Below are 23709 nucleotides of genomic sequence, written 5' to 3'. Positions count from 1 at the left end.
GTCAATCTTCCTTGTCTTTGAGTAAACGGCCGGTGGTGGCGTCGATGTCCAGCTCGCGGACCACCCCTTCGCTGGTCAGCAATTCGACTTCATAAATGTAGACGTCGTGTTTTTCTTCGAGCTCGGCTTCCAGCAGCTTGGCCCCCGGATAACGATCCAGCGCTTGTTGCAGCAGCTGCTCGAGCGGCAGGATCACGCCCTGTTGGCGCAGGCGCAGGGCCTCGTCCTGGTCGAGGTCGCGAGCCATGGCCACCGAGCAGAAAACCAGCAGCACCAGGGCCAGGCGGCCGCTGGCGCGTCGATGGGAAAAGGATTGCAGCGTCATTACCTGTCCTGATGATCCTTGAGAATCTGCCCGCTGACCGCGTCCAGCTCCAGGTCCCACTCGATGCCCTGCGGGTCGCGCAGTTCAATCTGGTAGATGTACTTGCCGTACTCTTCTTCCAGTTCGGTTTCGGTGACGGTGGAGCCTGGGTGCTTGGCCAGCGCAGTGGCATTGAGCTTCTCGAAAGACACAATGGTACCAGCGTCGCGCAGCCTCAGGGCTTCGTCGGGCCCCAGGTCACGCGCCTGGGCGAGGTTGGCGGTCAGGCCGATGAGCGATGCGAGGAACAGGGCAGTAAAGGATCTCATGGGTGTCTCCGTATTTTTTATGTGTTGCTTACGGAGGCTACCTTAGCGAAACGAACTTAATTGAAACTGAATTGCCATCATGCACAACTATTGTGCCAGTACTTCATCCGCCCGGCCGCCCTCGCGCTGGATCACCAGGTGAATGAAGTGCAGCTTGGCGATCACCGCGGGTGGTAGCACGAAGGGGTAGAAATCCGGCTGGCCCATGCTGCGCGACAGCTCATTGAGCATGCCGGCCAGTTCGATCCACGCATTGACGAATGACAGGAAGGCAGCGCCGCCGGGGTGCTGCGGATCGTAAAGGGTGCTGGAGGGAAACGGCTGGTAGTCGAAGTCCATTTCCCGCGCGCTCATGCCAAAGCCGAGCGCGGTGTCGACGGCGTCCATCATGTGCAGGTAGTGAGCCCAGGTTTCCGCCCAGTCTTCCCAAGGGTGCATGGTGGCGTAGGCGCTGACGTACTGCTGCTGCCAGTCGAGCGGCGCGCCTTGCTGGTAATGCCGTTCCAGGGCGTCGGCGTAGCTGGCGCGTTCATCGCCGAACAAGTCGCGAAAGGGTTGCAGCCAATCGCTGTTGGCAATCAGGCGGTCCCAATAATAATGCCCGACTTCGTGACGGAAATGCCCGAGCAAGGTGCGATAGGGTTCGTGCATCTGCACTCGCACCTGTTCGCGGTGAGCGTCGTCGGCTTCCTTGATGTCGAGGGTGATCAGGCCGTTGGCGTGGCCGGTGGTGGGTGCCTTGCCTTCGAGGTCGACGCCGATGACGTCAAAGGCCAGGCCGGTTTCTTCATCCAGGGTTTTCGGGATGACTTGCAATCCAAGGCTGAGCAGCTGCGCGATCAGGCGACGCTTGGCGGTTTCCACCTTGCGCCAGCGCTCGTGGTTTTCGGCGATGGATAAATCGGGGATGGTACGGTTCAGGCTGCAGGCGATGCATAGGGCATCGTGGTGGTTTGCCGCTAGCAGCCAATTGCAGGCGGCTGGGGAATCGAGGTTGGCGCAGCGACGGAACACGCCGGCACCAGGGTCGGGATCGAGCAGCCAGGTGTCGGGTTGCACGCCCGGTTGCAGCGAGGACAGGCGACTCTGCTCGGGTTGATAGCCCAGGGCTGCGGAACACGCCAGGCACTGGCTGTTGCGAAAGAACAGCGACTGCCCGCAACGACAGGGCCAGATCTTGCTGTTGCGCGAGCTTTCGCCCATGAAGGGGGCGGCGATGCGCGAAGTGAGCTGTTCGAAGAAGCGGTACATGAGCGATCTCTCCCTGGGGGCTTGCCAAGACTAGATCATTGATGGGGGGTGATCGTTCCCGGTTTCTTGTGGTGGGGTGGAGATCGCCTTCGCTGGCAAGCCAGCTACAGGGGGATGGGGGTGGATCATGCGCTTTTTGGGTGGGGCTGCTGCCGTCTTCGCTGGCAAGCCAGCTCCTACAGGGGATGGGGGTGGATCATGCGCTTTTTGGGTGGGGCTGCTGCCGTCTTCGCTGGCAAGCCAGCTCCTACAAGGGGATGGGGGTGGGTTATGCGCTTTTTGGTGGGGCTGCTGCCGTCTTCGCTGGCAAGCCAGCTCCTACAGGGTTGTGGGGTTCTGTAGGGGATGGCTGCCGGCGAATGGCGTTATACGGTTATGCCTTGTTTGCTCAGGAACTCGACGAATGCTTCTTCATCCAGCACTTTCAAGCCCAGCTCATTGGCCTTGGTCAACTTCGACCCCGCCCCCGGCCCTGCGACCACGCAGTGGGTCTTGGCCGATACGGAGCCGGCCACTTTGGCGCCCAGGCTTTCGAGTTTGTCCTTGGCCACATCGCGGCTCATCAGTTCCAGCGAACCGGTGAGCACCCAGGTCTGGCCGGCCAGCGGCAGGCCTTCGACGACTTTCTTCTCGCTCTGCCAGTGCATGCCGAAATCGGCCAGTTGCTTCTCGGCGTCCTGGGCCAGTTGGCGATTGGCCTCGACGGCGAAAAACTCGCGAACCGAGGTGGCCTGCTTCTCGGGCAAGGCCTGGCGCATGTCCAGCCAGTCGGCGCTGATCACCGCTTGCAGCGAACCGAACTTGTCAGCCAGTTTCTGCGCCCCGCCCGGCCCCACCGATGGAATGTGCAGCTTGTCGAGGAAACCGCCCAGCGTAGTGCTGGCGGCAAACTCGGCGCCCAGCTCGCCCTGGTCCTGAATCTGCAGACCGTGCTTGAGCAACTCGGCAATCACCTGCTGGTTGTGCGCGTCTTCGAAGAAGCTGTGAATCTCGTGCGCCACTTCCAAGCCGACGTCCGGCAGGTAGGTCAGCACTTGCGGCAAGGCCTGCTGCACCCGCTCCAGCGAACCCAGGGAACGCGCCAGCACCTTGGCCGTTTCTTCACCAACATCGGGAATGCCCAGGGCATAGATGAAGCGTGCCAGGCCCGGTTTCTTGCTGTCGGCGATGGCGCTGAGCAGTTTGTTGCTCGACAGTTCGGCAAAACCTTCAAGGTCGACGATGTCTTCGAACTTCAGGGTGTACAGGTCGGCCGGTGAACTGACCAGGCCTTCATCGACCAGTTGTTCGACGCTCTTGTCGCCCAGCCCTTCGATGTCCATGGCCCGGCGGGAGACGAAGTGAATGATCGCCTGCTTGAGCTGCGCACCACAGGCCAGGCGCCCGACGCAGCGATACACCGCGCCTTCGCTGACGGTCTCGCGGCCCTTGCTGCGTTTGACCAGCTGGGTACGCTCGACGTGGGAGCCGCACACCGGGCACTGCTGCGGGATCTGCACCGGCCGGGCGTCTTCCGGGCGACGTTCGGTGACCACTTGCACCACTTGCGGAATCACATCGCCCGCGCGGCGGATGATCACTGTGTCGCCGATCATCAAGCCCAGGCGTGCCACTTCGTCCATGTTGTGCAGCGTTGCGTTGGCCACGGTGACACCGGCGACCTTGACCGGCCTCAGGCGCGCCACCGGCGTCACCGCGCCGGTGCGACCGACCTGGAACTCGACGTCGAGCAACTCGGTGAGTTCTTCCATGGCAGGGAATTTATGGGCGATGGCCCAGCGCGGTTCGCGGGCGCGGAAGCCCAGTTCACGCTGGGAGGCGATGTTGTTGACCTTGAACACCACGCCGTCGATTTCATAGGGCAACGCGTTGCGGCGTTCGCCGATGTCGCGGTAGTAATCCAGGCACTCATCAATGCCCTTCGCCAGTTTCAGCTCATGGCTGATGGGCATGCCCCAAGCCTTGAGCTGCTGCAGGTTGCCGATGTGGGTATCGGCGATGTCCGCAGACACTTGGCCGATGCCGTAGCAGCAGAACTCCAGCGGACGGTTGGCGGTGATCTTCGAATCCAGCTGGCGCAGGCTGCCGGCCGCGGCGTTACGCGGGTTGGCGAAAGTCTTGCCGCCGACTTCCAGTTGCGTGGCGTTGAGCCGCTCGAAACCGGCCTTGGACATGAACACTTCGCCGCGCACTTCCAGGGTCGCCGGCCAGCCGCTGCCGTGCAACTTGAGTGGGATGTTGCGTACGGTGCGCACGTTGACGCTGATGTCTTCACCGGTGGTGCCGTCGCCGCGGGTGGCACCGCGCACCAACATACCGTCCTGGTAAAGCAGGCTGACCGCCAGGCCATCGAGCTTGGGTTCGCAGCTGTATTCCACCGCCGCGCCAGCGCCGAACAGGTCACCGGCCGGCAGGTCCAGGCCTTCGGTCACCCGACGGTCAAACTCGCGCATGTCGGTTTCTTCGAAGGCGTTGCCCAGGCTGAGCATCGGCACTTCGTGGCGCACCTGGGTGAAGGCCGACAGCGCCGCGCTGCCGACCCGCTGGGTGGGCGAGTCGCGGGTGACCAGGTCGGGATGGGCCGCTTCGAGGGCCTTGAGCTCTTTGAACAACCGGTCGTACTCGGCGTCCGGGATGCTCGGCTCGTCCAGTACGTGATAGCGATAGTTGTGCTGATCCAGCTCGGCGCGTAGCTCTAGAATGCGGTCTTGGGCGGCAGTCATGGGTGGTCTCTCATAAAGCAAAAGAGCAGCCGAGGCTGCTCAATTTGTTGATGCTGTACAAATCATTGTAGGAGTCCGGCTTGCCGGCGAAGGCGTATTTGAAATCGCCTTTGCCGGCAAGCCGGACTCCTACAGGGTGTGGAAGTCGCCACACACTGCTGTTTTAACGTTTTTGGGTCAGTGCGCGACGTTCGAACTCAACGATGCGCTGACGGTAATGCTCGATCGTCTGGGCGGTCAGTACGCTGCGCTGGTCGTCCTTCAGTTCGCCGTTCAACTCTTGCGACAATTTACGCGCTGCCGCCACCATCACGTCGAAGGCCTGCTTCGGATGACGCGGGCCTGGCAGGCCGAGGAAGAAGCTTACCGCAGGGGTGCTGAAGTGGTCGATGTCGTCCAGGTCGAAGACGCCAGGCTTGACCGCGTTGGCCATGGAGAACAGCACTTCGCCATTACCCGCCATGCTTTCGTGACGGTGGAAGATGTCCATTTCACCAAAACGCAGGCCGCTTTCAAGAATGTTCTGCAGCAGTGCCGGGCCTTTGAAGCCGGCAGGATCGCGGCAGATCACGCTGATGACCAGCACTTCTTCGGCTTGCGGCTGTTCCTTGTCGCTGACCGATGGCGCGGGCTTGGTGTCATCCGGGAAATCGTCGTCACGGCTGCTGAAGCTCGGGCCGCCATCCAGGTCCAGGCTGAGGTTCATGTCGCCCTGGGAAGGCTCACCATGGCCACGCTTGCCGCGCTTGGAGCCCGAATCACGGGACTCACGGGCGGGCATGCTCACCGACGGCAGGTCGTGCTCGTCCAGTTGCGGTTCCTTGTGCGTATCCAGCACGCGAGACGGGCCCAACAGCTCGGGGCTGGTGTCCTCTTCGGGCAGGTTGGACAGGCTCCGGTCAAGACGGAATTTCAGTTTTCCCTTGCCGCCGCGCATACGGCGCCAGCCATCAAAAAGAATACCGGCAATGACAATAATGCCGATGACGATCAGCCACTCGCGCAGACCGATTTCCATGTAATCCCGTGCCTCTATAAAAAATGCTGAAAAATAAGGGGCTTACATTCTGTAAACCGCTTTAAAACGTGGCGCCAACTCTATGTTCTGACAGGCGTTTTGCCCACGTATACGAAAAATTGACATTAAACTAGCACGACCAAAGGCAACTTTACACCGTCTGGCACCTTGGTCCCGCGAATATGTCGATTGGCCAGCAAGTCGGCATGGCTAATTGAGTCCCACTGCAAAAAAATCCCCCCTGAAAGCCGCGCCTCAGGCATCCACCATCGCCATGGCCTCCTCGACATCCACCGCCACCAGACGCGAGCAACCCGGCTCGTGCATCGTCACCCCCATCAGTTGATCGGCCATTTCCATGGCGATCTTGTTGTGGGTGATATAGATGAACTGCACCGTCTGCGACATCTCCTTGACCAGTCGTGCATAGCGTCCAACGTTAGCGTCATCCAATGGCGCGTCCACTTCATCGAGCATGCAGAACGGCGCCGGGTTCAACTTGAAGATCGCAAAAACCAGGGCCAATGCGGTCAGGGCTTTTTCGCCACCGGAGAGCAAATGGATGGTGCTGTTCTTCTTTCCGGGCGGCTGCGCCATGATCGTCACCCCTGTATCGAGTAGATCTTCGCCCGTCAGTTCCAAATAGGCGCGGCCTCCACCGAAAACTTTTGGGAAAAGTGCCTGTAAACCGCCATTGATCTGATCAAAGGTATCTTTGAAACGGTTTCGGGTTTCCTTGTCGATCTTGCGAATCACGTTTTCGAGCGTATCGAGCGCTTCGACCAGATCGTCGTTCTGGGCGTCCAGGTAACGTTTACGCTCCGATTGTTGCTGGTACTCATCGATGGCCGCGAGGTTGATCGCTCCCAGGCGCTGGATTCGCGCGGCGATGCGCTCGAGTTCTTCCTCGGCGGCTTTCTCGCTGGCCTCGGCGGTCAGCGTGGCCAGCACGCCGTGCAAGTCGTAGCCGTCTTCGAGCAACTGGTCCTGCAACGCCTTGCGCCGCACGGTCAGGGCTTGCCATTCCATGCGCTGTGTTTCCAACTGGCTGCGAATCAGCTGGGACTGTTGTTCGGCCTGGTTGCGGCGTTTCTCGGCCTCACGCAGTTCGCGGTCGGCATCTTCCAGGGCGATCTGCGCGGTCTTGAGCTCTTCGTCGACGGTCATGCGCTTGTCGAGCAGTTCTTCGAGTTTCAGGCGCAACTCTTCCAGCGGCGCCTCGCCCTCTTCCAGGTTGAGGCTCAATTGCTCGCGTTTTTCCGTCAGGCGCTCGGCCTGCATTTCCAGGCGTTCCAGGGCCTGGCGCGTGGAATCGTGCTGGGCCTTGAGCGAGCCCAGGCGCACCGCCAGTTGATGGGCGTGATCCTTGTGCTGGCGGGCCTCCTGGCGCACCCGATCAAGCCGCTCGCGCAAGCTGTCGCGCTGGGCCAGCAGCAGTTCGCGCTGCTCGGTATCCAGGGCCATGGCGTCGAGGGCTTCCTGCAATTGCAGGCGCGCTTCGCCGATGTTTTCGTGCTCCTGGGCGCGTTGCTCGCCCAATTCCTCGATTTCTTCGTCAAGGCGGGTGCGCCGCAGGGCCAACTGCTCGGCCTTGGCTTTGCCGGCCGATAGCTGGGCCTTGAGTTCGCCTTGCTGACGGGCTTCGTCTTGAAGCAAACGACGCAAGTGTTCGCGACCGTTTTCCTGCTGACGCTGTTGCGCCCGCAGGTTCTGCAATTCGGTTTCCAGGGTCTCGACCGCCGCCTCGCGCTCTTCGCGCTCCAGGCCCAGTTTCTGGATTTCCTGGCCACGGGCGAGCATGCCGCTTTCTGCTTCACTGGCCCGGCGCACCCGCAGGAAGTGCCGACCGACCCAGTAGCCGTCGCGGCTGATCAAGCTCTGGCCCGCGGCCAACTGGCCACGCATGGCCAGCGCTTGCTCCAGGCTCTCGACCGGCTTGACCTGGCCCAGCCACGGCGACAGATCGATCTGTGCCTCGACCTTGTCGAGCAGACTGCCGGGCACCCGCTGGCCATCGCTGGCCGGGCTGAGCAGGCGCAGGTCGCCCTGGGCAAAGCTGGACAGGTCAAAGTCGTTGAAGTCATCCACCAGCACCGCTTGCAGGTCGGCGCCGAGAACGGTTTCCACCGCCAGTTCCCAACCCGCTTCAACCTTCAGCCCTTCGGCCAGGCGCGGGCGATCCGCCAGATGCTGCTCGCGCAGCCATTCGGCGGTGCCGGTGCCCGGATCGAGCGCGGCTTGCTGCAGGGCTTCGAGCGAAGCCAGTCGACCGTTGAGCCGCTGCAGATCGCCCTGGGCCTGTTGCTGTGCCGTCAGCGCGTGCTGCAATTGCTGGCGCAGTTGCTCGAGCTTTTCGACCTGAGCTTCTTCACTGGTCTGCAAATCCTCGAGGGTCGCCTCGGATTCGGCAAGCTGCTCGCTGAGCGCCATGATCGCCGCATCTTCCGGGTCCGCCGAGAGCAAGGCGCGCTCCTCGCCCAAGCGTTTCTGCCGATCGGCCAGGCGCTCCAGGCTGGTTTCCAGTTGCTGGATGCGCGACTGCTGGACTTCAGACTGGCGCCGGGGCTCGGCAGCGCTCAGGTTGAAGGTGTCCCACTGCTCCTGCCAGGCGTGCATGGTGGTTTCGGATTCTTCCAGCGTGGCGGCGGCCTCTTCGGCGGCGGCGCTGGTGACTTCCTGTTCCGGCGTGAGCATGTCCAGTTCTTCGCCGAGGGTCAGCAGCAGCGTGCGGTCGTGGCCCAGGTGCGACTCGGTCTCCAGGCGCGCGCGCTCAGCTTCTTTCAGGTCGTCCTGCAACTGGCGCAAGCGCTGCTGCCCGTGCTGGATGCTCTGTTCGACCCGGGCGATGTCGCCGCCGACCGAATAGAAGCGCCCCTGCACCAGATTGAAGCGCTCGGAGAGGTCGTGATGGCCGTCGCGCAGGCGCTCGATGCTGGCATCGGCGTTGCGCTGTTCGGCCACCAGGGCCTCGAAACTGATTTCCTGGGTGCCGATGATTGCTTCGCGCTGGCCGACCTGTTCGTTCAGGTCCTGCCAGCGCAGGGCCGACAGTTGCGCCTTGAGCTGACGCTCCTCGCCTTTTAATTCCTGATATTTCTTGGCCGCTTCGGCCTGGCGGTGCAAGCGTTCGAGTTGGCGTTCGAGCTCTTCGCGCAGGTCGGTCAGGCGCTCGAGGTTTTCGTGGGTACGGCGGATGCGGTTTTCGGTTTCGCGCCGACGTTCCTTGTACTTGGAGATCCCCGCCGCTTCTTCGATGAAGTTGCGCAAGTCTTCAGGCTTGGACTCGATGAGCTTGGAAATCATCCCCTGCTCGATGATCGAGTAGCTGCGCGGACCGAGGCCGGTGCCGAGGAAGATATCGGTGATGTCGCGCCGGCGGCATTTGGTGCCGTTGAGGTAATAGGTGGTCTGGCTGTCGCGGGTGACTTTGCGGCGAATGGAAATTTCCGCATAGGCGGCGTATTCACCGAGCAATGTGCCGTCGGTGTTATCGAACACCAGCTCGATGCTCGCCTGGCTCACCGGTTTACGGCTGGTCGAACCGTTGAAGATGACGTCGGTCATCGACTCGCCGCGCAGGTTCTTCGCCGAACTCTCGCCCATCACCCAACGCACGGCGTCGATGATGTTTGACTTGCCGCAACCATTGGGTCCGACCACCGCCGCCATGTTGCTGGGGAAGTTCACCGTGGTCGGGTCGACGAAGGATTTGAACCCCGCCAGCTTGATGCACTTTAGCCGCACGCTTATGCGTCCGTCAGGGCAGAGATCACCAGATCGCAGCTGCGCTGGCCGTAGGCGGTCAGCACTTCGCGGATCAGGGCAAAGTCACGGGCAATCACGGCGGCGAGCAGGCGCTCGAACAACACCAGGTATTCGCTCATCGAGGCCTTGCGCTGGTCGAGGGCGAGGAAATACGCGCGGCTCATGGCCGGCTGCAGGTTCTCGACCGTTTCCTGCAGGTACGGATTGTTGGCGAACGAATACGTGGCGCGCATCACGTTGAAACTGTCGTCGACGAAGCTATGGATGTCCTGGCGCTCGTAGCTGGCGGTCAGGCGCTGCTGGATCTGCACGAATGGCGCGAGGTCGGCCTGGACTTTCCAGCCGGTGGCCACGGCGTTGGCGAGCAGGATGTACATCTCGCTCATCAGCGTGCACAGGCTCTTGACCTTGTGCGCGGTGAGTTCGGTGACGTGGGCGCCACGGCGCGGCAGGATGGCGATCAGGTGCCGGCGCTCGAGAATCAGCAAGGCCTCGCGCACCGAACCGCGGCTGACGTCGAGTGCCTGGGTGACCTTCTGTTCCTGGATGCGCTCTCCGGGCTTCATCTCGCCGCGAATGATGCGTTCGGCGAGGTGATGCGCGATTTGCTCGGCGAGGCTGTCCGGCGCCTTGAACGTCATGGTTGTCCTTCAAACTCTTCGATTTGTACAAGCGGCGCAGTGTAGCGCAATTGATACGTCATGGCGCAGGGCCTGCCCGCTGGTTTTGGCACGATTCAAGCAAAAAGCAGGGTATTGATCGAGGGTCAATAATGAAGAAAAGCGGCGTTAATCGACAAAATGCATTTTCCTGACCTTTAAGTCAGAAAATCATTGACCGGAAAGTCAGACCTGCTAAATTCGGTTCATGTCGGTTAACAACAATAATGAGTCTGCGAGGCCTTCCGTGATCCAGTTTTTACTAAACCAGGAACTCCGTAGCGAGCACGCCCTGGACCCGAACCTGACCGTGCTCAATTATCTGCGCGACCATGTGGGCAAACCCGGCACCAAAGAAGGCTGCGCCAGCGGTGACTGCGGCGCATGCACCGTGGTGGTCGGCGAGTTGCAGACGGATGACGCAGGCCGCGAACACATTCGCTACCGCAGTCTCAACTCGTGCCTGACGTTCGTGTCGTCCCTGCACGGCAAGCAACTGATCAGCGTTGAAGACCTCAAGCACAAGGGCGAATTGCACAGCGTGCAGAAGGCCATGGTCGAGTGCCACGGCTCGCAATGCGGGTTCTGCACCCCGGGTTTCGTGATGTCGTTGTTTGCCCTGCAAAAGAACAGCGACGCACCGGATCAGCACAAGGCCCACGAGGCCCTGGCCGGCAACCTCTGCCGCTGCACCGGCTACCGGCCGATCCTGGAAGCCGCCGAGCAGTCCTGCTGCGGTAAACAACCGGATCAGTTCGATGCCAATGAAGCCCAGACCATCGCCCGGCTCAAGGCTATCGCGCCCACCGACATCGGCGAACTCAACAGTGGCGACAAGCGCTGCCTGGTGCCCTTGACCGTGGCCGACCTGGCCGACCTCTATGACGCTTATCCACAGGCCCGGCTGCTGGCCGGCGGCACCGACCTGGCGCTGGAAGTGACCCAGTTCCACCGCACCCTGCCGGTGATGATCTACGTCGGCAACGTCGCCGAGATGAAGCGCATCGAGCGCTTCGACGACCGCCTGGAAATCGGCGCCGCCACCGCCCTCTCCGACTGCTACGAAGCCCTGAAGGCCGAGTACCCGGACTTCGGCGAACTGCTGCAGCGCTTCGCCTCCTTGCAGATCCGCAACCAGGGCACCCTGGGCGGCAATATCGGCAACGCCTCGCCCATCGGCGACTCACCTCCGCTGCTGATTGCCCTGGGCGCACAGATTGTCCTGTGCAAGGGCGATACCCGCCGCACCCTGGCCCTGGAAGACTACTTCATCGATTACCGCGTCACCGCGCGCCAGGAAAGCGAGTTCATCGAGAAGATCATCGTGCCGCGTGCCAGCGTCGAGCAACTGTTCCGCGCCTACAAGGTGTCCAAGCGCCTGGACGATGACATCTCTGCAGTGTGCGCCGCGTTCAACCTGCGCCTGGAAAACGGTGTGATCGCCGATGCCCGCGTGGCCTTCGGTGGCATGGCGGCCATTCCAAAACGCGCCAACAGTTGCGAAACCGCGTTGATCGGTGCGCCCTTCAACAACGCCACCGTGGAACGCGCCTGCGCCGCCCTGGCGGACGATTTCACGCCGCTGTCGGACTTCCGCGCCAGCAAGGAATATCGCCTGCTCAGTGCACAGAACCTGCTGCGCAAATACTTCATCGAACTGCAAACGCCGCACATCGAGACTCGGGTGACCGCTTATGTCTAACCATCACGCCGTAGAGAAGACCCAGGCCGAACTGGCTGAACTGTTCGCCAAGGACCTGACCACCGGTGTCGGCCGCAGCGTCAAGCATGACAGCGCCGCCAAGCATGTGTCCGGTGAAGCGCAGTACATCGACGATCGCCTCGAATTTCCCAACCAGTTGCACGTTTATGCACGCTTGTCCGACCGCGCCCACGCGCGGATCATCAGCATCGACACCCAGCCGTGCTACGCCTTCGAAGGCGTGCGCATCGCCATCACCCACGAAGACGTGCCGGGCCTGAAAGACATCGGCCCGCTGCTACCGGGTGACCCGCTGCTGGCCATCGACGACGTACAGTTCGTCGGCCAGCCGGTGCTCGCCGTCGCCGCGAAGGACCTGGAAACCGCGCGCAAGGCGGCGATGGCCGCGATCATCGAATACGAAGACCTGGAGCCAGTGCTGGACGTGGTCGAAGCCCTGCGCAAGCGTCACTTCGTGCTCGACAGCCACACCCATCAGCGCGGCGATTCGGCGACGGCGCTGGCCACCGCCGAGCACCGCATCCAGGGCACCCTGCACATCGGTGGCCAGGAACACTTCTACCTGGAAACCCAGATCTCCTCGGTAATGCCCACCGAAGACGGCGGCATGATCGTTTATTGCTCGACCCAGAACCCCACTGAAGTGCAGAAGCTGGTGGCCGAAGTGCTGGACGTGTCGATGAACAAGATCGTTGTCGACATGCGCCGCATGGGTGGCGGTTTTGGTGGCAAGGAGACGCAGGCGGCGAGCCCGGCGTGCCTGTGCGCGGTGATCGCGCACCTCACCGGCCAGCCGACCAAGATGCGCCTGCCGCGGGTCGAGGACATGCTGATGACCGGCAAGCGTCATCCGTTCTATGTCGAGTACGACGTCGGCTTTGACAGCACCGGGCGCCTGCATGGCATCGCCCTGGATCTGGCCGGCAACTGCGGCTGCTCGCCGGACCTGTCGGCGTCGATCGTCGACCGGGCGATGTTCCACTCCGATAACTCGTATTACCTGGGCGACGCGACCATCAACGGTCACCGCTGCAAGACCAACACCGCCTCGAACACCGCTTACCGTGGCTTCGGCGGCCCGCAAGGCATGGTCGCCATCGAAGAAGTGATGGACGCCATCGCCCGGCACCTGGCCCTCGACCCGCTGGCGGTGCGCAAGGCCAACTACTACGGCAAGACCGAGCGCAACGTCACCCACTACTACCAGACCGTCGAGCACAACATGCTCGAAGAGATGACCGCCGAACTGGAAGCCAGCAGCCAGTACGCCGAGCGCCGCGAAGCGATCCGTCGCTACAACGCCAACAGCCCGGTCCTGAAAAAAGGCCTGGCGCTGACCCCGGTGAAATTCGGCATTTCCTTCACCGCCAGCTTCCTCAACCAGGCCGGCGCCCTGGTGCACGTCTACACCGACGGCAGCATCCACCTGAACCATGGCGGCACCGAGATGGGCCAGGGCCTGAACACCAAGGTCGCGCAGGTGGTGGCCGAGGTGTTCCAGGTGGAAATGGACCGTGTGCAGATCACTGCGACCAACACCGACAAGGTGCCAAATACCTCGCCGACCGCGGCGTCCAGCGGCGCTGACCTGAACGGCAAGGCGGCGCAGAATGCCGCCGAGACCATCAAGCAACGCCTGGTCGAATTTGCCGCTCGCCAGTACAAGGTCAGCGAAGAAGACGTTGAGTTCCATAACGGCCATGTGCGGGTTCGCGATCACATCCTGACCTTCGAAGCGCTGATCCAGCAGGCGTATTTCGCCCAGGTGTCGCTGTCGAGTACCGGGTTCTACAAGACCCCGAAAATCTACTACGACCGCAGCCAGGCCCGTGGGCGCCCGTTCTATTACTTCGCCTTCGGCGCCGCCTGCTGCGAGGTGATCATCGACACCCTGACCGGCGAGTACAAGATGCTGCGCACCGACATCCTCCACGACGTCGGCGCCTCGCTGAACCCGGCCATCGACATCGGCCAGGTCGAGGGCGGTTTCATCCAGGGCATGGGTTGGCTGACCATGGAAGAGCTGGTGTGGAACAACAAGGGCAAGCTGATGACCAACGGCCCGGCCAGCTACAAGATCCCGGCCGTGGCCGACATGCCGCTGGACCTGCGGGTCAAGCTGGTGGAAAACCGCAAGAACCCGGAAGACACGGTGTTCCATTCCAAGGCCGTGGGCGAGCCGCCGTTCATGCTCGGCATCGCCGCGTGGTGCGCGATCAAGGATGCCGTGGCCAGTCTGGGCGACTACAAGCATCAACCGAAAATCGACGCACCGGCGACGCCGGAGCGGGTGTTGTGGGGCTGTGAGCAGATGCGCCAGTTGAAGGCGGCGAAGGCTGTCGAGGCTGAGACCGAGTTGGCTTCGCTCTAGACCGAGGTGCGGCCTTCGCGAGCAGGCTCGCTCCCACATTTGGAATGCATTCCCTGTGGGAGCGAGCCTGCTCGCGAAGAGGCCGGAACAGACAACAGAGATGTTGAGGTGTTTATGTACAACTGGATCGACGCCCTCGCCGACCTGCAAAACCAGGGCGAACCCTGTGTGTTGGTGACCATCATCGAAGAGCTCGGCTCGACGCCGCGCAATGCCGGTTCGAAGATGGTCATCAGCGCCCACCAAGCGTTCGACACCATCGGTGGCGGGCACCTGGAATACAAGGCCATGCAGATCGCCCGCGAGATGCTCGCCAGCGGCAAGCAGGACACCCATCTCGAACGCTTCAGCCTCGGCGCCAGCCTGGGCCAGTGCTGCGGTGGCGCGACCGTGCTGCTGTTCGAACCGATGGGCCAGGTCCAGGCGCAGATCGCCGTGTTCGGCGCCGGCCACGTCGGCCGCGCACTGGTGCCGCTGCTGGCCAGCCTGCCCTGCCGGGTGCGCTGGATCGACTCGCGCGAAGACGAATTTCCGCAGCAGATCCCCCACGGCGTGCGCAAGATCGTCAGCGAAGAACCGGTGGACGAAATCGACGACCTGCCCGTCGGTAGCTACTGCATCGTCATGACCCACAACCATCAGCTCGACCTCGAGCTCACCGCCGCGATCCTCAAGCGCAACGACTTCGCCTACTTCGGCCTGATCGGCTCGAAGACCAAACGGGTGAAGTTCGAACACCGCCTGCGCGACCGCGGTTTCGACAGCAGCGTCGTGCAACGCATGCGCTGTCCGATGGGCATCGGCGAAGTCAAAGGCAAATTGCCTGTGGAAATCGCCGTCTCCATCGCCGGCGAAATCATCGCCACCTATAACGCCAATTTCGGCCAGCAAACCTCCAGCGCCGAACCGATTGCCAAGCTGCTGCCCGTTTCACGCCGCAGTCAGGCGACAAAATTGAAAGCTTCCAATTGATGAGCTTCATAAATAGAGAACAACCATGCCTCTGACTCGCAAAGCCTACCGCGCCGCCATTCTGCACAGCATCGCCGACCCTGCCGAAGTCGGGATCGAAGCCTCGTACGAATATTTCGAGGACGGCTTGCTGGTGATCGATAACGGCAAGATCAGCGCCCTCGGCCATGCCAGTGAACTGTTGCCAACCCTGCCGGCCGATATCGAGATCAACCATTACCAGGATGCGCTGATCACCCCCGGCTTCATCGACACCCACATCCACCTGCCGCAAACCGGCATGGTCGGCGCCTATGGCGAGCAACTGCTGGACTGGCTCAACACTTACACCTTCCCCTGCGAAAGCCAATTCGCCGACAAGGCCCACGCCGACCAGGTCGCGGACATCTTCATCAAGGAACTGCTGCGCAACGGCACCACCACCGCGCTGGTGTTCGGCAGCGTGCATCCACAATCGGTGAATTCGTTCTTCGAAGCCGCCGAGCAGTCGGACCTGCGCATGATCGCCGGCAAGGTCATGATGGACCGCAACGCCCCGGACTACCTGACCGACACCGCCGAATCCAGCTACCTGGACAGCAAGGCGCTGATCGAGCGCTGGCACGGCAAGGGCCGCCTGCACTATGCGGTCACCCCGCGCTTTGCACCGACCAGCACCCCGGAACAGCTGACCCTGGCCGGTCAGTTGCTGACCGAATACCCGGATCTGTACATGCAGACCCACATCAGCGAGAACCTCAAGGAAATCGAGTGGGTCAAGGCACTCTTCCCGGAGCGCAAGGGCTACCTCGACGTCTACGATCACTACCAGCTGCTCGGCGAGCGCTCGGTGTTCGCCCATGGCGTGCACTTGTGCGACGACGAGTGCGCGCGACTGGCAGAAACCGGTTCGGCCATCTCGTTCTGCCCGACTTCGAACTTCTTCCTCGGCAGCGGCCTGTTCAACCTGCCGATGGCCGAGAAGCACAAGCTCAATGTCGGCATCGGCACCGATGTCGGTGGCGGCACCAGTTTCTCCCTGCTGCAAACCCTCAACGAAGCCTACAAGGTCATGCAACTGCAAGGTGCGCGCCTGAGCCCGTTCAAGTCGCTGTACCTGGCCACCCTCGGCGGCGCACGTGCGCTGCGCCTGGAAGACAAGATCGGCAACCTGCAGCCGGGCACCGACGCCGACTTCCTGGTGCTGGACTACAACGCCACGCCGCTACTGAGCTATCGCCTGCAGCAGGCCAATAACATCGCCGAGACGTTGTTTGTGCTGATGACGCTGGGGGATGACCGGACGGTGTTGCAGACTTATGCGGCGGGGAACCTGGTGCATCAGCGCTGAGTTTTCGCCGGGCATAAAAAATCCCCCGCAATCGTTAGATTCCGGGGGATTTTTGTGTCTTTGCGTCCTGATTCGCGACCAAGTCCGCTCGCACATTTGATGTGTGCCGTTCACAACCCCCCTGTGGGAGCGGGCTTGCTCGCGAATCAGGCGGTGCGGTCCATCAGATTTTCGCCGGCGACCGCCCTGGCTTCTTGGTCTGCAGCAAATGCGAGAACACCGCGTGCAGATCATCCGACGCACTTTCCTCATCCAGGTTGAGTTTGCTGTCGATGTGATCCATGTGATGCATCATCAGGTTCACCGCCAGTTCCGCGTCGCGCTTTTCAATGGCGTCGATCAACTGGGTGTGCTCGTCGTAGGAGCAGTGGGAACGGTTGCCGCTTTCGTACTGGGCAATGATCAGCGAAGTCTGGGACACCAGGCTGCGCTGGAAGCTGATCAGCGGGGCATTTTTCGCCGCTTCGGCCAGTTTCAGGTGAAATTCGCCCGACAGGCGGATGCCGGCGCCACGGTCCCCACGGGAAAAACTGTCGCGCTCGTCGTTGACCATCTGCCGCAACTCGGCAATTTGTTCGGCAGTGGCGTGCTCGACCGCAAGCTCGGTGATCGCCCGTTCCACCAGACGCCGGGCCATGAACACCTGGCGCGCCTCTTCGACGCTCGGGCTGGCAACCACGGCGCCGCGATTCGGGCGCAGCAACACCACGCTTTCATGGGCCAGGCGCGACAGCGCGCGGCGAATGATGGTGCGGCTGACCCCGAAAATCTCCCCCAGCGCTTCTTCGCTCAACTTGGTGCCGGGCGCCAGGCGCTGTTCGAGGATGGCCTCGAAGATATGCGCGTAGACAATATCGTCCTGGGTTCCGCTGCGGCCGGCTTTGCCTGCTCGCGGCTGTTTCTTTAGGGGTTGCAACTGTTCGTTCATGGGCACTCGAGTCGGGAGAACTGCGGCGAATTGACGGTGACTGTAATACGGCACAGTGGGTCGCTGGCAAGTATCGCGTAAAAATCACTGCGATTGTACACAATGGTTAGTGGCAACACGACTGTACGGCTGTTTGTCACATCCGCTGTATCGCAACGATCCATTACGTTTGAGTTTAGGCTTGTTCGCAGAATCCGCCTTTGTACGCAATCCCTGTGGGAGCGGGCTTGCTCGCGAAGAGGGTGTGTCAGCAGACATTAATGTAGCTGAAACACCGCATTCGCGAGCAAGCCCGCTCCCACAGGGGGCCAGTGTTACAACGGACATCTTCATACGTAAAAGGAACACCGCCGTCATGAACGACGCCACGCATACCCAACTGCGCCCATTGGCCGACACATCACCCTCAGCCATCGTCGCCGGGTTCATCGCCATGATGACCGGGTACACCAGTTCCCTGGTGCTGATGTTCCAGGCCGGGCAAGCGGCAGGTCTGTCCAGCGGGCAGATTTCGTCGTGGATATGGGCCATTTCCATCGGCATGGCGGTGTGCTCGATTGGCCTGTCCCTGCGCTATCGCACCCCCATCACCATTGCCTGGTCCACCCCGGGCGCGGCCTTGCTGATCACCAGCCTGGGGGGCGTGACCTACGGCGAAGCCATCGGCGCCTATATTACCTGCGCAGTATTGGTGACGATTTGCGGGTTGACCGGCAGTTTCGAACGCCTGGTGAAAAAGATTCCGGCGTCCCTGGCGGCGGCATTGCTGGCGGGGATCCTGTTCAAGATCGGCAGCGAGATTTTCGTTGCGGCCCAGCATCGCACTGCGCTGGTGCTGGGCATGTTCTTGACCTACCTGGTGGTCAAGCGCCTGTCGCCGCGTTATGCCGTACTGGGCGCCTTGCTGATCGGTACGGCCTTGTCCGGCTTGATGGGGCTGCTGGACTTCAGCGCGTTCCACCTGGAAGTGGCCACCCCTGTCTGGACTACGCCGCATTTCTCCCTCGCCGCAACCATCAGCATCGGCATCCCGTTGTTCGTGGTCGCGATGACTTCACAAAACATGCCGGGCATTGCCGTACTCCGCGCCGACGGCTACAACGTGCCGGCCTCGCCACTGATCACCACCACGGGCATCGCCTCGTTGTTGCTGGCGCCCTTCGGTTCCCACGGGATCAACCTGGCGGCTATCAGCGCGGCGATCTGTACCGGGCCACATGCCCATGAGGATCGCAATAAACGTTATACGGCGGCGGTCTGGTGCGGGATTTTCTATGGCATTGCCGGTGTGTTCGGCGCGACGCTGGCAGCCTTGTTTGCCGCACTGCCCAAGGAACTGGTGCTGTCGATTGCCGCCCTGGCGTTGTTCGGCTCGATCATCAACGGCCTGAGCATCGCCATGAGCGAAGCGAAGGAGCGTGAAGCGGCGCTGATCACCTTCATGGTCACGGCATCGGGGCTGACGCTGTTTTCCATCGGTTCGGCGTTCTGGGGGATTGTCGCGGGGGTGGTGACGCTGGTAATTCTGAATTGGCGCAAGGCTTGAGGCCGGCAAAGCTTCGCTGGCAAGCCAACTCCTACAAAAAGCGGGCAAAAAAACGGCGACCCTCGGGTCGCCGTTTTTTTCAGAACATCATGCTACCGGATTGATCGGCTTTTCCGGGTACCAGACGTCCAGCAGCGGGCTGACTTCAACGCTGGTCAGCTCGGTGCGGCCTTTGAGCCAGGCTTCAACGGCGGCGCGTTGTTCTGCGCTGACCGAGCCACGCTTGATCAGGCAAACCAGACCGTAGTCATCACCGCCGACATAGCCCAGACCGTTGGCTTCCATGGCTTCTTTGAGGAACGCCTCGAGGAAGGCATCAATGGCTTCTTCGGACAGATCTTCCTTGAAATCCAGGTTCAGTTCGAAACCCAGCTCTTGAAATTCATCAACGCACAGTTTTTTGCGCAGACGCTGGGAGCGGTTAGTCGCCATTGGAACAATCCTCTTAAGTAATAACGGGCCGCACTTTAGCAGTTTAAGCCGCCAATTGCCCGACTCTCTGGGCCGCGACGCCTACCGTCGGTAAAAAATAGCCCATTAGTGGGCCCGTGCACGGCACAAGCCGTGGCACCTTGGGGCATAATGCCGACACTTTCATGACCACTGAGGGAATTTATCTTCATGCCCTCATCTTTTTTTCCCCTCGGCTGTAGGGTTTTATCTACATGATCAAATCGTTGCGTCCATTGCTCCTGGCCGGCCTGCTTTTCCCCCTGGCCCTCCCCGTTTCCGCTGACCCGATCAATACCAGCCTGTCGCCCAATGTCGAAAAAGCCCTCAAGGCCAGCAAGTTGCAGGACAACGCCCTGTCGCTGGTGATGATTCCGCTCAACGGCCCCGGCACCCCGACCATTTTCAACGCCGACGTCTCGGTCAACCCGGCGTCGACCATGAAGCTGGTCACCACCTATGCGGCCCTGGAAATGCTCGGCCCCAATCACCAGTGGAAAACCGAGTTCTATACCGATGGCACCCTCAACGGCGGCATCCTCAACGGCAACCTCTACCTCAAGGGCGGCGGCGATCCGAAGCTGAACATGGAAAAACTCTGGCTGCTGATGCGCGACCTGCGCGCCAACGGCGTGACCCAGGTCACCGGTGACCTGGTGCTGGACAAGAATTTCTTCGTGCCGCCGCAACTGCCTGAATTCAACGACGACGGCAACGACGAGAACAAGCCGTTCCTGGTCAAGCCCGATGCGCTGCTGGTCAACCTCAAGGCCCTGCGCTTCGTCGCGCGCAATGACTCGGGCAAAGTGCTGGTCTCGGTGGAACCGCCAATCGCCAGCATCCGCATCGACAACCAGGTCAAGGCCATCAATTCCAAGCAATGCACCGGCGGCGTGCGCTACAACCCGGTACCCCAGGCCGATGGCAGTGTGACCGTGACGGTCGGCGGCCAGTTGGGCGAAGGCTGCAGCTCGCAGACTTACCTGTCGTTGCTGGACCATGCCACCTACACCGCCGGCGCCGTGCGCGCGATCTGGAAAGAACTGGGCGGCAGTATCCAGGGCAGGGATGTGCTGGCGCCAACGCCAAAGGACGCCAAGGTGCTGGCGCGGGCGTTCTCGCCGGACCTGGCGGAAATCATCCGCGACATCAACAAATACAGTAACAACACCATGGCCCAGCAACTGTTCCTGAGCCTGGGCCAGAAGTACCGCACCGATGCCGACGCCGACGACGCCAAGGCCGCCCAGCGCGTGGTGCGTCAGTGGCTGGCGAAGAAAGGCATCACCGCGCCACACCTGGTGATGGAGAACGGCTCCGGCCTGTCCCGTGCCGAACGCGTCAGTGCCCGGGAAATGGCTTCGATGCTGCAAGCCGCCTGGCGCAGCCCTTACGCCGCCGAGTACATCAGCTCGATGCCGATCGCCGGCACCGACGGCACCATGCGCAAACGCCTGAAGACTACCGCCATGCGCGGTGAAGCCCACGTCAAGACCGGCACCCTGAACACCGTGCGGGCAATTGCCGGTTTCAGTCGCGACGTCAACGGCAACACTTGGGCGGTGGTAGCGATCCTCAACGACAAGGCACCGTTTGGTGCATCGTCGGTGCTCGACCAGGTGCTGCTGGACCTGTATCGCCAGCCGAAACTGGCGCAGACCGCTTCGGTGTTGTAACAGGCGTACACAAAACGATCTTTGTAGGAGCCGGCTTGCTGGCTCCTACAAATCGTGTGTGGGCCGGATCAGTTCATCTCCCCCTGCACCCGATCCCGCCCCTCCTGCTTCGCCACATATACCCCCGAGTCCGCCCGCAACAACAGCGCATCAGCGCCCTCGCCATCGCGCCAGCTGGCAATACCGAAACTGGCAGTAACGACACCCACTTCATCGATCGGCGCGCTGCGCAGGCTTTGCCACAGCTCCAGCGCCAGCAGATGAGCCTGCTCGCCACCGATGTCCGGGCAAAGGACCATGAACTCCTCACCCCCCAGGCGGCAGAACACATCCGTGCGCCGCAGCCGATGGCCAACGCGTTCGCACACGGCCTGCAACACCCGATCACCCACGGCATGGCCGTACTGGTCGTTGATGCGCTTGAAGTGGTCGATGTCGAGCATGATCACCGACAGGTCGCCTCCACCCCGTTCCACCCGGGCCATCTCGGTGGTCAGGCGCTCCTGGAAATACCGGCGGTTGTGAATACCGGTCAGGGAGTCGGTGACCGACAGCGCGCGCAGTTCTTCTTCCACGCGCTTGGTGTCGGTAATGTCCGAGATATAGCCATGCCAGAGTACGCCACCGCCAGGCAGTTCTTCCGGGGTCGCCTCACCGCGGACCCAGCGCAGACCGCGCTGGGGCAATTGCACGCGGTATTCCTCGCGCCAATGGCTGAGGGTTTCGGCCGAGGCCCGGATAGAGGCACGCACGCGCGTAGTATCCTGAGGATGAATCCGCGTGAAGATCGCTTCGGCGTTGAGCAGCAACACATCGGGCTCCAGCTCATAGATCTCGCGGATGCCGTCGCTGGCGTAGATCACGCTGAAACGCCCGTCGAACTCCATCTTGAACTGGTAGATCCCTCCGGGCACATGGGCACTGAGCTTCTTCAGCAACAGGTCCCGTGCAGCCAGGGCCTCATGCACACGCTTGCGTTCGGTGATGTCGATGCAGATCGCCAGGTGCCCAACCCACAGGCCCTGCTCATCGAAGACGGGAGTCGCCAGCATGTTGACGATCAGATGCCTGCCATCGCACCGCACCAGCGTCCACTCCCGCCCCTCATGGCCGCCCTCCACACGCCCCTCGACCAGCATCGCATGGCAAGTCGGTACCGGCTTGCCGTAACGCGCGCTCAGTTCTGCCGAGCGTATCGCGAGCTCCCGGGGCAAGTGCAGGTTTTCCAGGGTCATACGCCCTACCACTTCGGCGACGGTATAACCGAGCATCTGTTCAGCGCCGGCATTGAAGGTGCTGATAACCCCGCGCAGGTCCGTGGCGATGATGGCAACCTGGGTCGCGGCATCCAGCACCCCGCGCAACTGGCCATGGGTGCCGCGCAGCTCCTGCTCGCGGGCGCGCAGTTCCTCGGTCCTTTGCTCGACCATTTTCAGCGCCCGTTGCCGCTGACTGACCAGTACATAGAGCAAGGCGCTGAGCAACACGCTGAGCAGGCCACCGAGCACGACCAGCGTGGTCACTGAAGAGTGATTGGCCTTGAGGAAAGCCTCGCTGGGCTGGATGTCGACCTGATAATCGTGATCGGCCAGGCGTAACAGGCGCGTCGCAGACAAGTCGCTGGCCGCCGCCGGGTTGGGCGACTGAAACAGCACCTCATGCTGCTCATCAACCGACAGGTCGAGAATGCGCACCGAGAGATAATCACGCCCCGCCTCCGGCAACCCGTCCGCCAGCAACTGACGCATGCTGATCACCGCCATCACATAACCGAACGGTTTGCTCGTGGCGTCGGCGGCGCCACTGCGCAGCATGACCGGGGCCACCAAGAGTACGCCTCGCGCATAAGCCGGCTCGATATTGACCAGGTGCATCGGTTGCGACACGGCCATGCCCCGGCGTTGATCGGCCCGCTCCAGCGCGGCGCGGCGCAACGGCTGGGCCAGCAAGTCATAGCCCAGCGGCGCGCCGAGGTTGCTTTGAGTCTGGCTGTACAGCACCGCCACGTACTCATCCCGCTCACCGGCCAATCGCAGCTGCCCATCGGCACTCAGTTCGCGCAGAGTGAACTCATCCAGGCCCTCCTCGCGCGCCCGACGCTCGAACGCTGGCCGCTGGTCTCGGGTGACCCGCTCGGCGAACGAGTACGCCTGGGTCCGGTGCAACAGGGGTTGGGTGTAGCCGTCGAATTCCGCGCGGGAGACCGCATCGGAGTTGGCAAAGAACCGACGCAGGCCATCGAGGCGCTGCTCCTGATCCTGGAAACGTTCTTCGATACGGCTGTAGCGTTCGCTGGCCAGCAACTGGAAGCGTTGCCGCAATTGATGGTGAAACAGGTTAAGCGTCGACCAGGCGAGCATCGCCGTGAGAATCCCGCCGACGAGCAAGACCATGAGCGCGATCAGCCCGGCCGAGACATCTTCTCTGAAAAAACCCAGGATCTTGGGGCGCACGGCGTGCAACGACATAGACGCAACTCAGAACGCCATGTGCGGGAAAGCCCATTGGCCATGAGTTGAGTTATAGCTATTAGCCACTAATTTGACCAGTACCGTAGGAGCGAGCCTGCTCGCGATGGTCGTCAACGATAACGCTGAAAACCTGACGCCCCGCGGCGCTCTCAGGTTCATCGCGAGCAAGCTCGCTCCTACAGTGGACCAGACC

16 protein-coding genes and 1 pseudogene are annotated in these 23709 nt (G+C 61.7%); 7 read left to right on the top strand and 10 right to left on the bottom strand.

Annotated elements, in window-relative coordinates:
* Window position 1: 1 nt before the first annotated feature.
* The 7 genes from NQL71_RS19975 to NQL71_RS19945 all read right to left on the bottom strand — a co-directional run bounded on the left by NQL71_RS19975 (window position 2) and on the right by NQL71_RS19945 (window position 10031).
* Window positions 2-325 (bottom strand): PepSY domain-containing protein, encoded by a 324-nt coding sequence (locus NQL71_RS19975; RefSeq protein WP_046816209.1) that lies wholly within the window; start codon window positions 323-325, stop codon window positions 2-4.
* Window positions 325-633 (bottom strand): PepSY domain-containing protein, encoded by a 309-nt coding sequence (locus tag NQL71_RS19970; protein ID WP_046816208.1) that lies wholly within the window; start codon window positions 631-633, stop codon window positions 325-327. The genes NQL71_RS19975 and NQL71_RS19970 overlap by 1 nt, the downstream gene beginning before the upstream one ends.
* 87 nt (window positions 634-720) lie before the next feature.
* Window positions 721-1884 (bottom strand): zinc-binding metallopeptidase family protein, encoded by a 1164-nt coding sequence (locus tag NQL71_RS19965; protein WP_274643143.1) that lies wholly within the window; start codon window positions 1882-1884, stop codon window positions 721-723.
* A gap of 365 nt (window positions 1885-2249) precedes the next feature.
* Entirely contained in the window at window positions 2250-4607 is a 2358-nt protein-coding gene (ligA, locus tag NQL71_RS19960; protein ID WP_274643142.1) for an NAD-dependent DNA ligase LigA, read from the bottom strand.
* Window positions 4608-4770: 163 nt separating this feature from the next.
* A complete protein-coding gene (gene zipA / locus NQL71_RS19955; protein WP_046816203.1) occupies window positions 4771-5625 on the bottom strand; it encodes a cell division protein ZipA in 855 nt (284 codons plus the stop codon).
* A gap of 255 nt (window positions 5626-5880) precedes the next feature.
* The gene (gene smc / locus NQL71_RS19950) at window positions 5881-9369 is read right to left on the bottom strand and encodes a chromosome segregation protein SMC (protein ID WP_248687688.1); all 3489 of its coding nucleotides are present in this window, start codon (window positions 9367-9369) and stop codon (window positions 5881-5883) included.
* 2 nt (window positions 9370-9371) lie between these two features.
* Window positions 9372-10031, bottom strand: a complete 660-nt coding sequence (locus NQL71_RS19945; RefSeq protein ID WP_046816201.1) for a GntR family transcriptional regulator — start codon at window positions 10029-10031, stop codon at window positions 9372-9374.
* A 265-nt stretch (window positions 10032-10296) separates the two neighbouring features.
* On the opposite strand from NQL71_RS19945, the gene xdhA reads away from it, so the two are divergent.
* The 4 genes from xdhA to guaD all read left to right on the top strand — a co-directional run bounded on the left by xdhA (window position 10297) and on the right by guaD (window position 16445).
* Window positions 10297-11751, top strand: a complete 1455-nt coding sequence (xdhA, locus tag NQL71_RS19940; RefSeq protein ID WP_046816200.1) for a xanthine dehydrogenase small subunit — start codon at window positions 10297-10299, stop codon at window positions 11749-11751.
* Window positions 11744-14143, top strand: coding sequence for a xanthine dehydrogenase molybdopterin binding subunit (gene xdhB / locus NQL71_RS19935; RefSeq protein WP_046816199.1), 2400 nt, complete (start codon window positions 11744-11746; stop codon window positions 14141-14143). Before xdhA ends, xdhB begins: the two co-directional genes overlap by 8 nt.
* Window positions 14144-14257: 114 nt before the next feature.
* On the top strand, window positions 14258-15115 hold the full coding sequence (xdhC, locus tag NQL71_RS19930; protein WP_248687691.1) for a xanthine dehydrogenase accessory protein XdhC: 858 nt from the start codon (window positions 14258-14260) through the stop codon (window positions 15113-15115).
* 25 nt (window positions 15116-15140) lie between these two features.
* Window positions 15141-16445 carry a guanine deaminase gene (guaD, locus tag NQL71_RS19925; RefSeq protein ID WP_274643141.1) on the top strand — a complete coding sequence of 435 codons (1305 nt, stop codon included), beginning with the start codon at window positions 15141-15143 and terminating at the stop codon, window positions 16443-16445.
* 163 nt (window positions 16446-16608) lie between these two features.
* On the opposite strand, the gene NQL71_RS19920 is transcribed toward guaD, so the two are convergent.
* The gene (locus tag NQL71_RS19920) at window positions 16609-17373 is read right to left on the bottom strand and encodes a GntR family transcriptional regulator (protein WP_046816196.1); all 765 of its coding nucleotides are present in this window, start codon (window positions 17371-17373) and stop codon (window positions 16609-16611) included.
* A 355-nt stretch (window positions 17374-17728) separates the two neighbouring features.
* On the opposite strand from NQL71_RS19920, the gene NQL71_RS19915 reads away from it, so the two are divergent.
* A complete protein-coding gene (locus tag NQL71_RS19915) occupies window positions 17729-18919 on the top strand; it encodes a benzoate/H(+) symporter BenE family transporter (RefSeq protein ID WP_046816195.1) in 1191 nt (396 codons plus the stop codon).
* An 87-nt stretch (window positions 18920-19006) separates the two neighbouring features.
* Here NQL71_RS19915 and NQL71_RS19910 read toward each other — a convergent pair whose 3' ends face one another.
* On the bottom strand, window positions 19007-19351 hold the full coding sequence (locus tag NQL71_RS19910) for a YggL family protein (protein ID WP_008056407.1): 345 nt from the start codon (window positions 19349-19351) through the stop codon (window positions 19007-19009).
* 233 nt (window positions 19352-19584) lie between these two features.
* Between NQL71_RS19910 and dacB the strand changes: the two genes are divergently transcribed.
* The gene (gene dacB, locus NQL71_RS19905; RefSeq protein WP_046816194.1) at window positions 19585-21045 is read left to right on the top strand and encodes a D-alanyl-D-alanine carboxypeptidase/D-alanyl-D-alanine endopeptidase; all 1461 of its coding nucleotides are present in this window, start codon (window positions 19585-19587) and stop codon (window positions 21043-21045) included.
* Between the two features lie 68 nt (window positions 21046-21113).
* Here the strand turns inward: dacB and NQL71_RS19900 are convergent, their stop codons facing one another.
* The gene (locus NQL71_RS19900; RefSeq protein ID WP_046816193.1) at window positions 21114-23513 is read right to left on the bottom strand and encodes a sensor domain-containing diguanylate cyclase; all 2400 of its coding nucleotides are present in this window, start codon (window positions 23511-23513) and stop codon (window positions 21114-21116) included.
* 106 nt (window positions 23514-23619) lie between these two features.
* Between NQL71_RS19900 and NQL71_RS19895 the strand changes: the two are divergent.
* Window positions 23620-23700: pseudogene (locus NQL71_RS19895) on the top strand (outer membrane lipoprotein carrier protein LolA); the annotation flags it as partial.
* Window positions 23701-23709: the final 9 nt, after the last annotated feature.

The sequence above is a fragment of the Pseudomonas serbica genome, from assembly GCF_028823535.1.
In the GTDB taxonomy this organism is placed as follows: Bacteria; Pseudomonadota; Gammaproteobacteria; order Pseudomonadales; family Pseudomonadaceae; genus Aquipseudomonas; species Aquipseudomonas serbica.
Note: the sequence above shows the minus strand (reverse complement) of the source record. Positions and strands in the feature narration are given on the sequence as shown.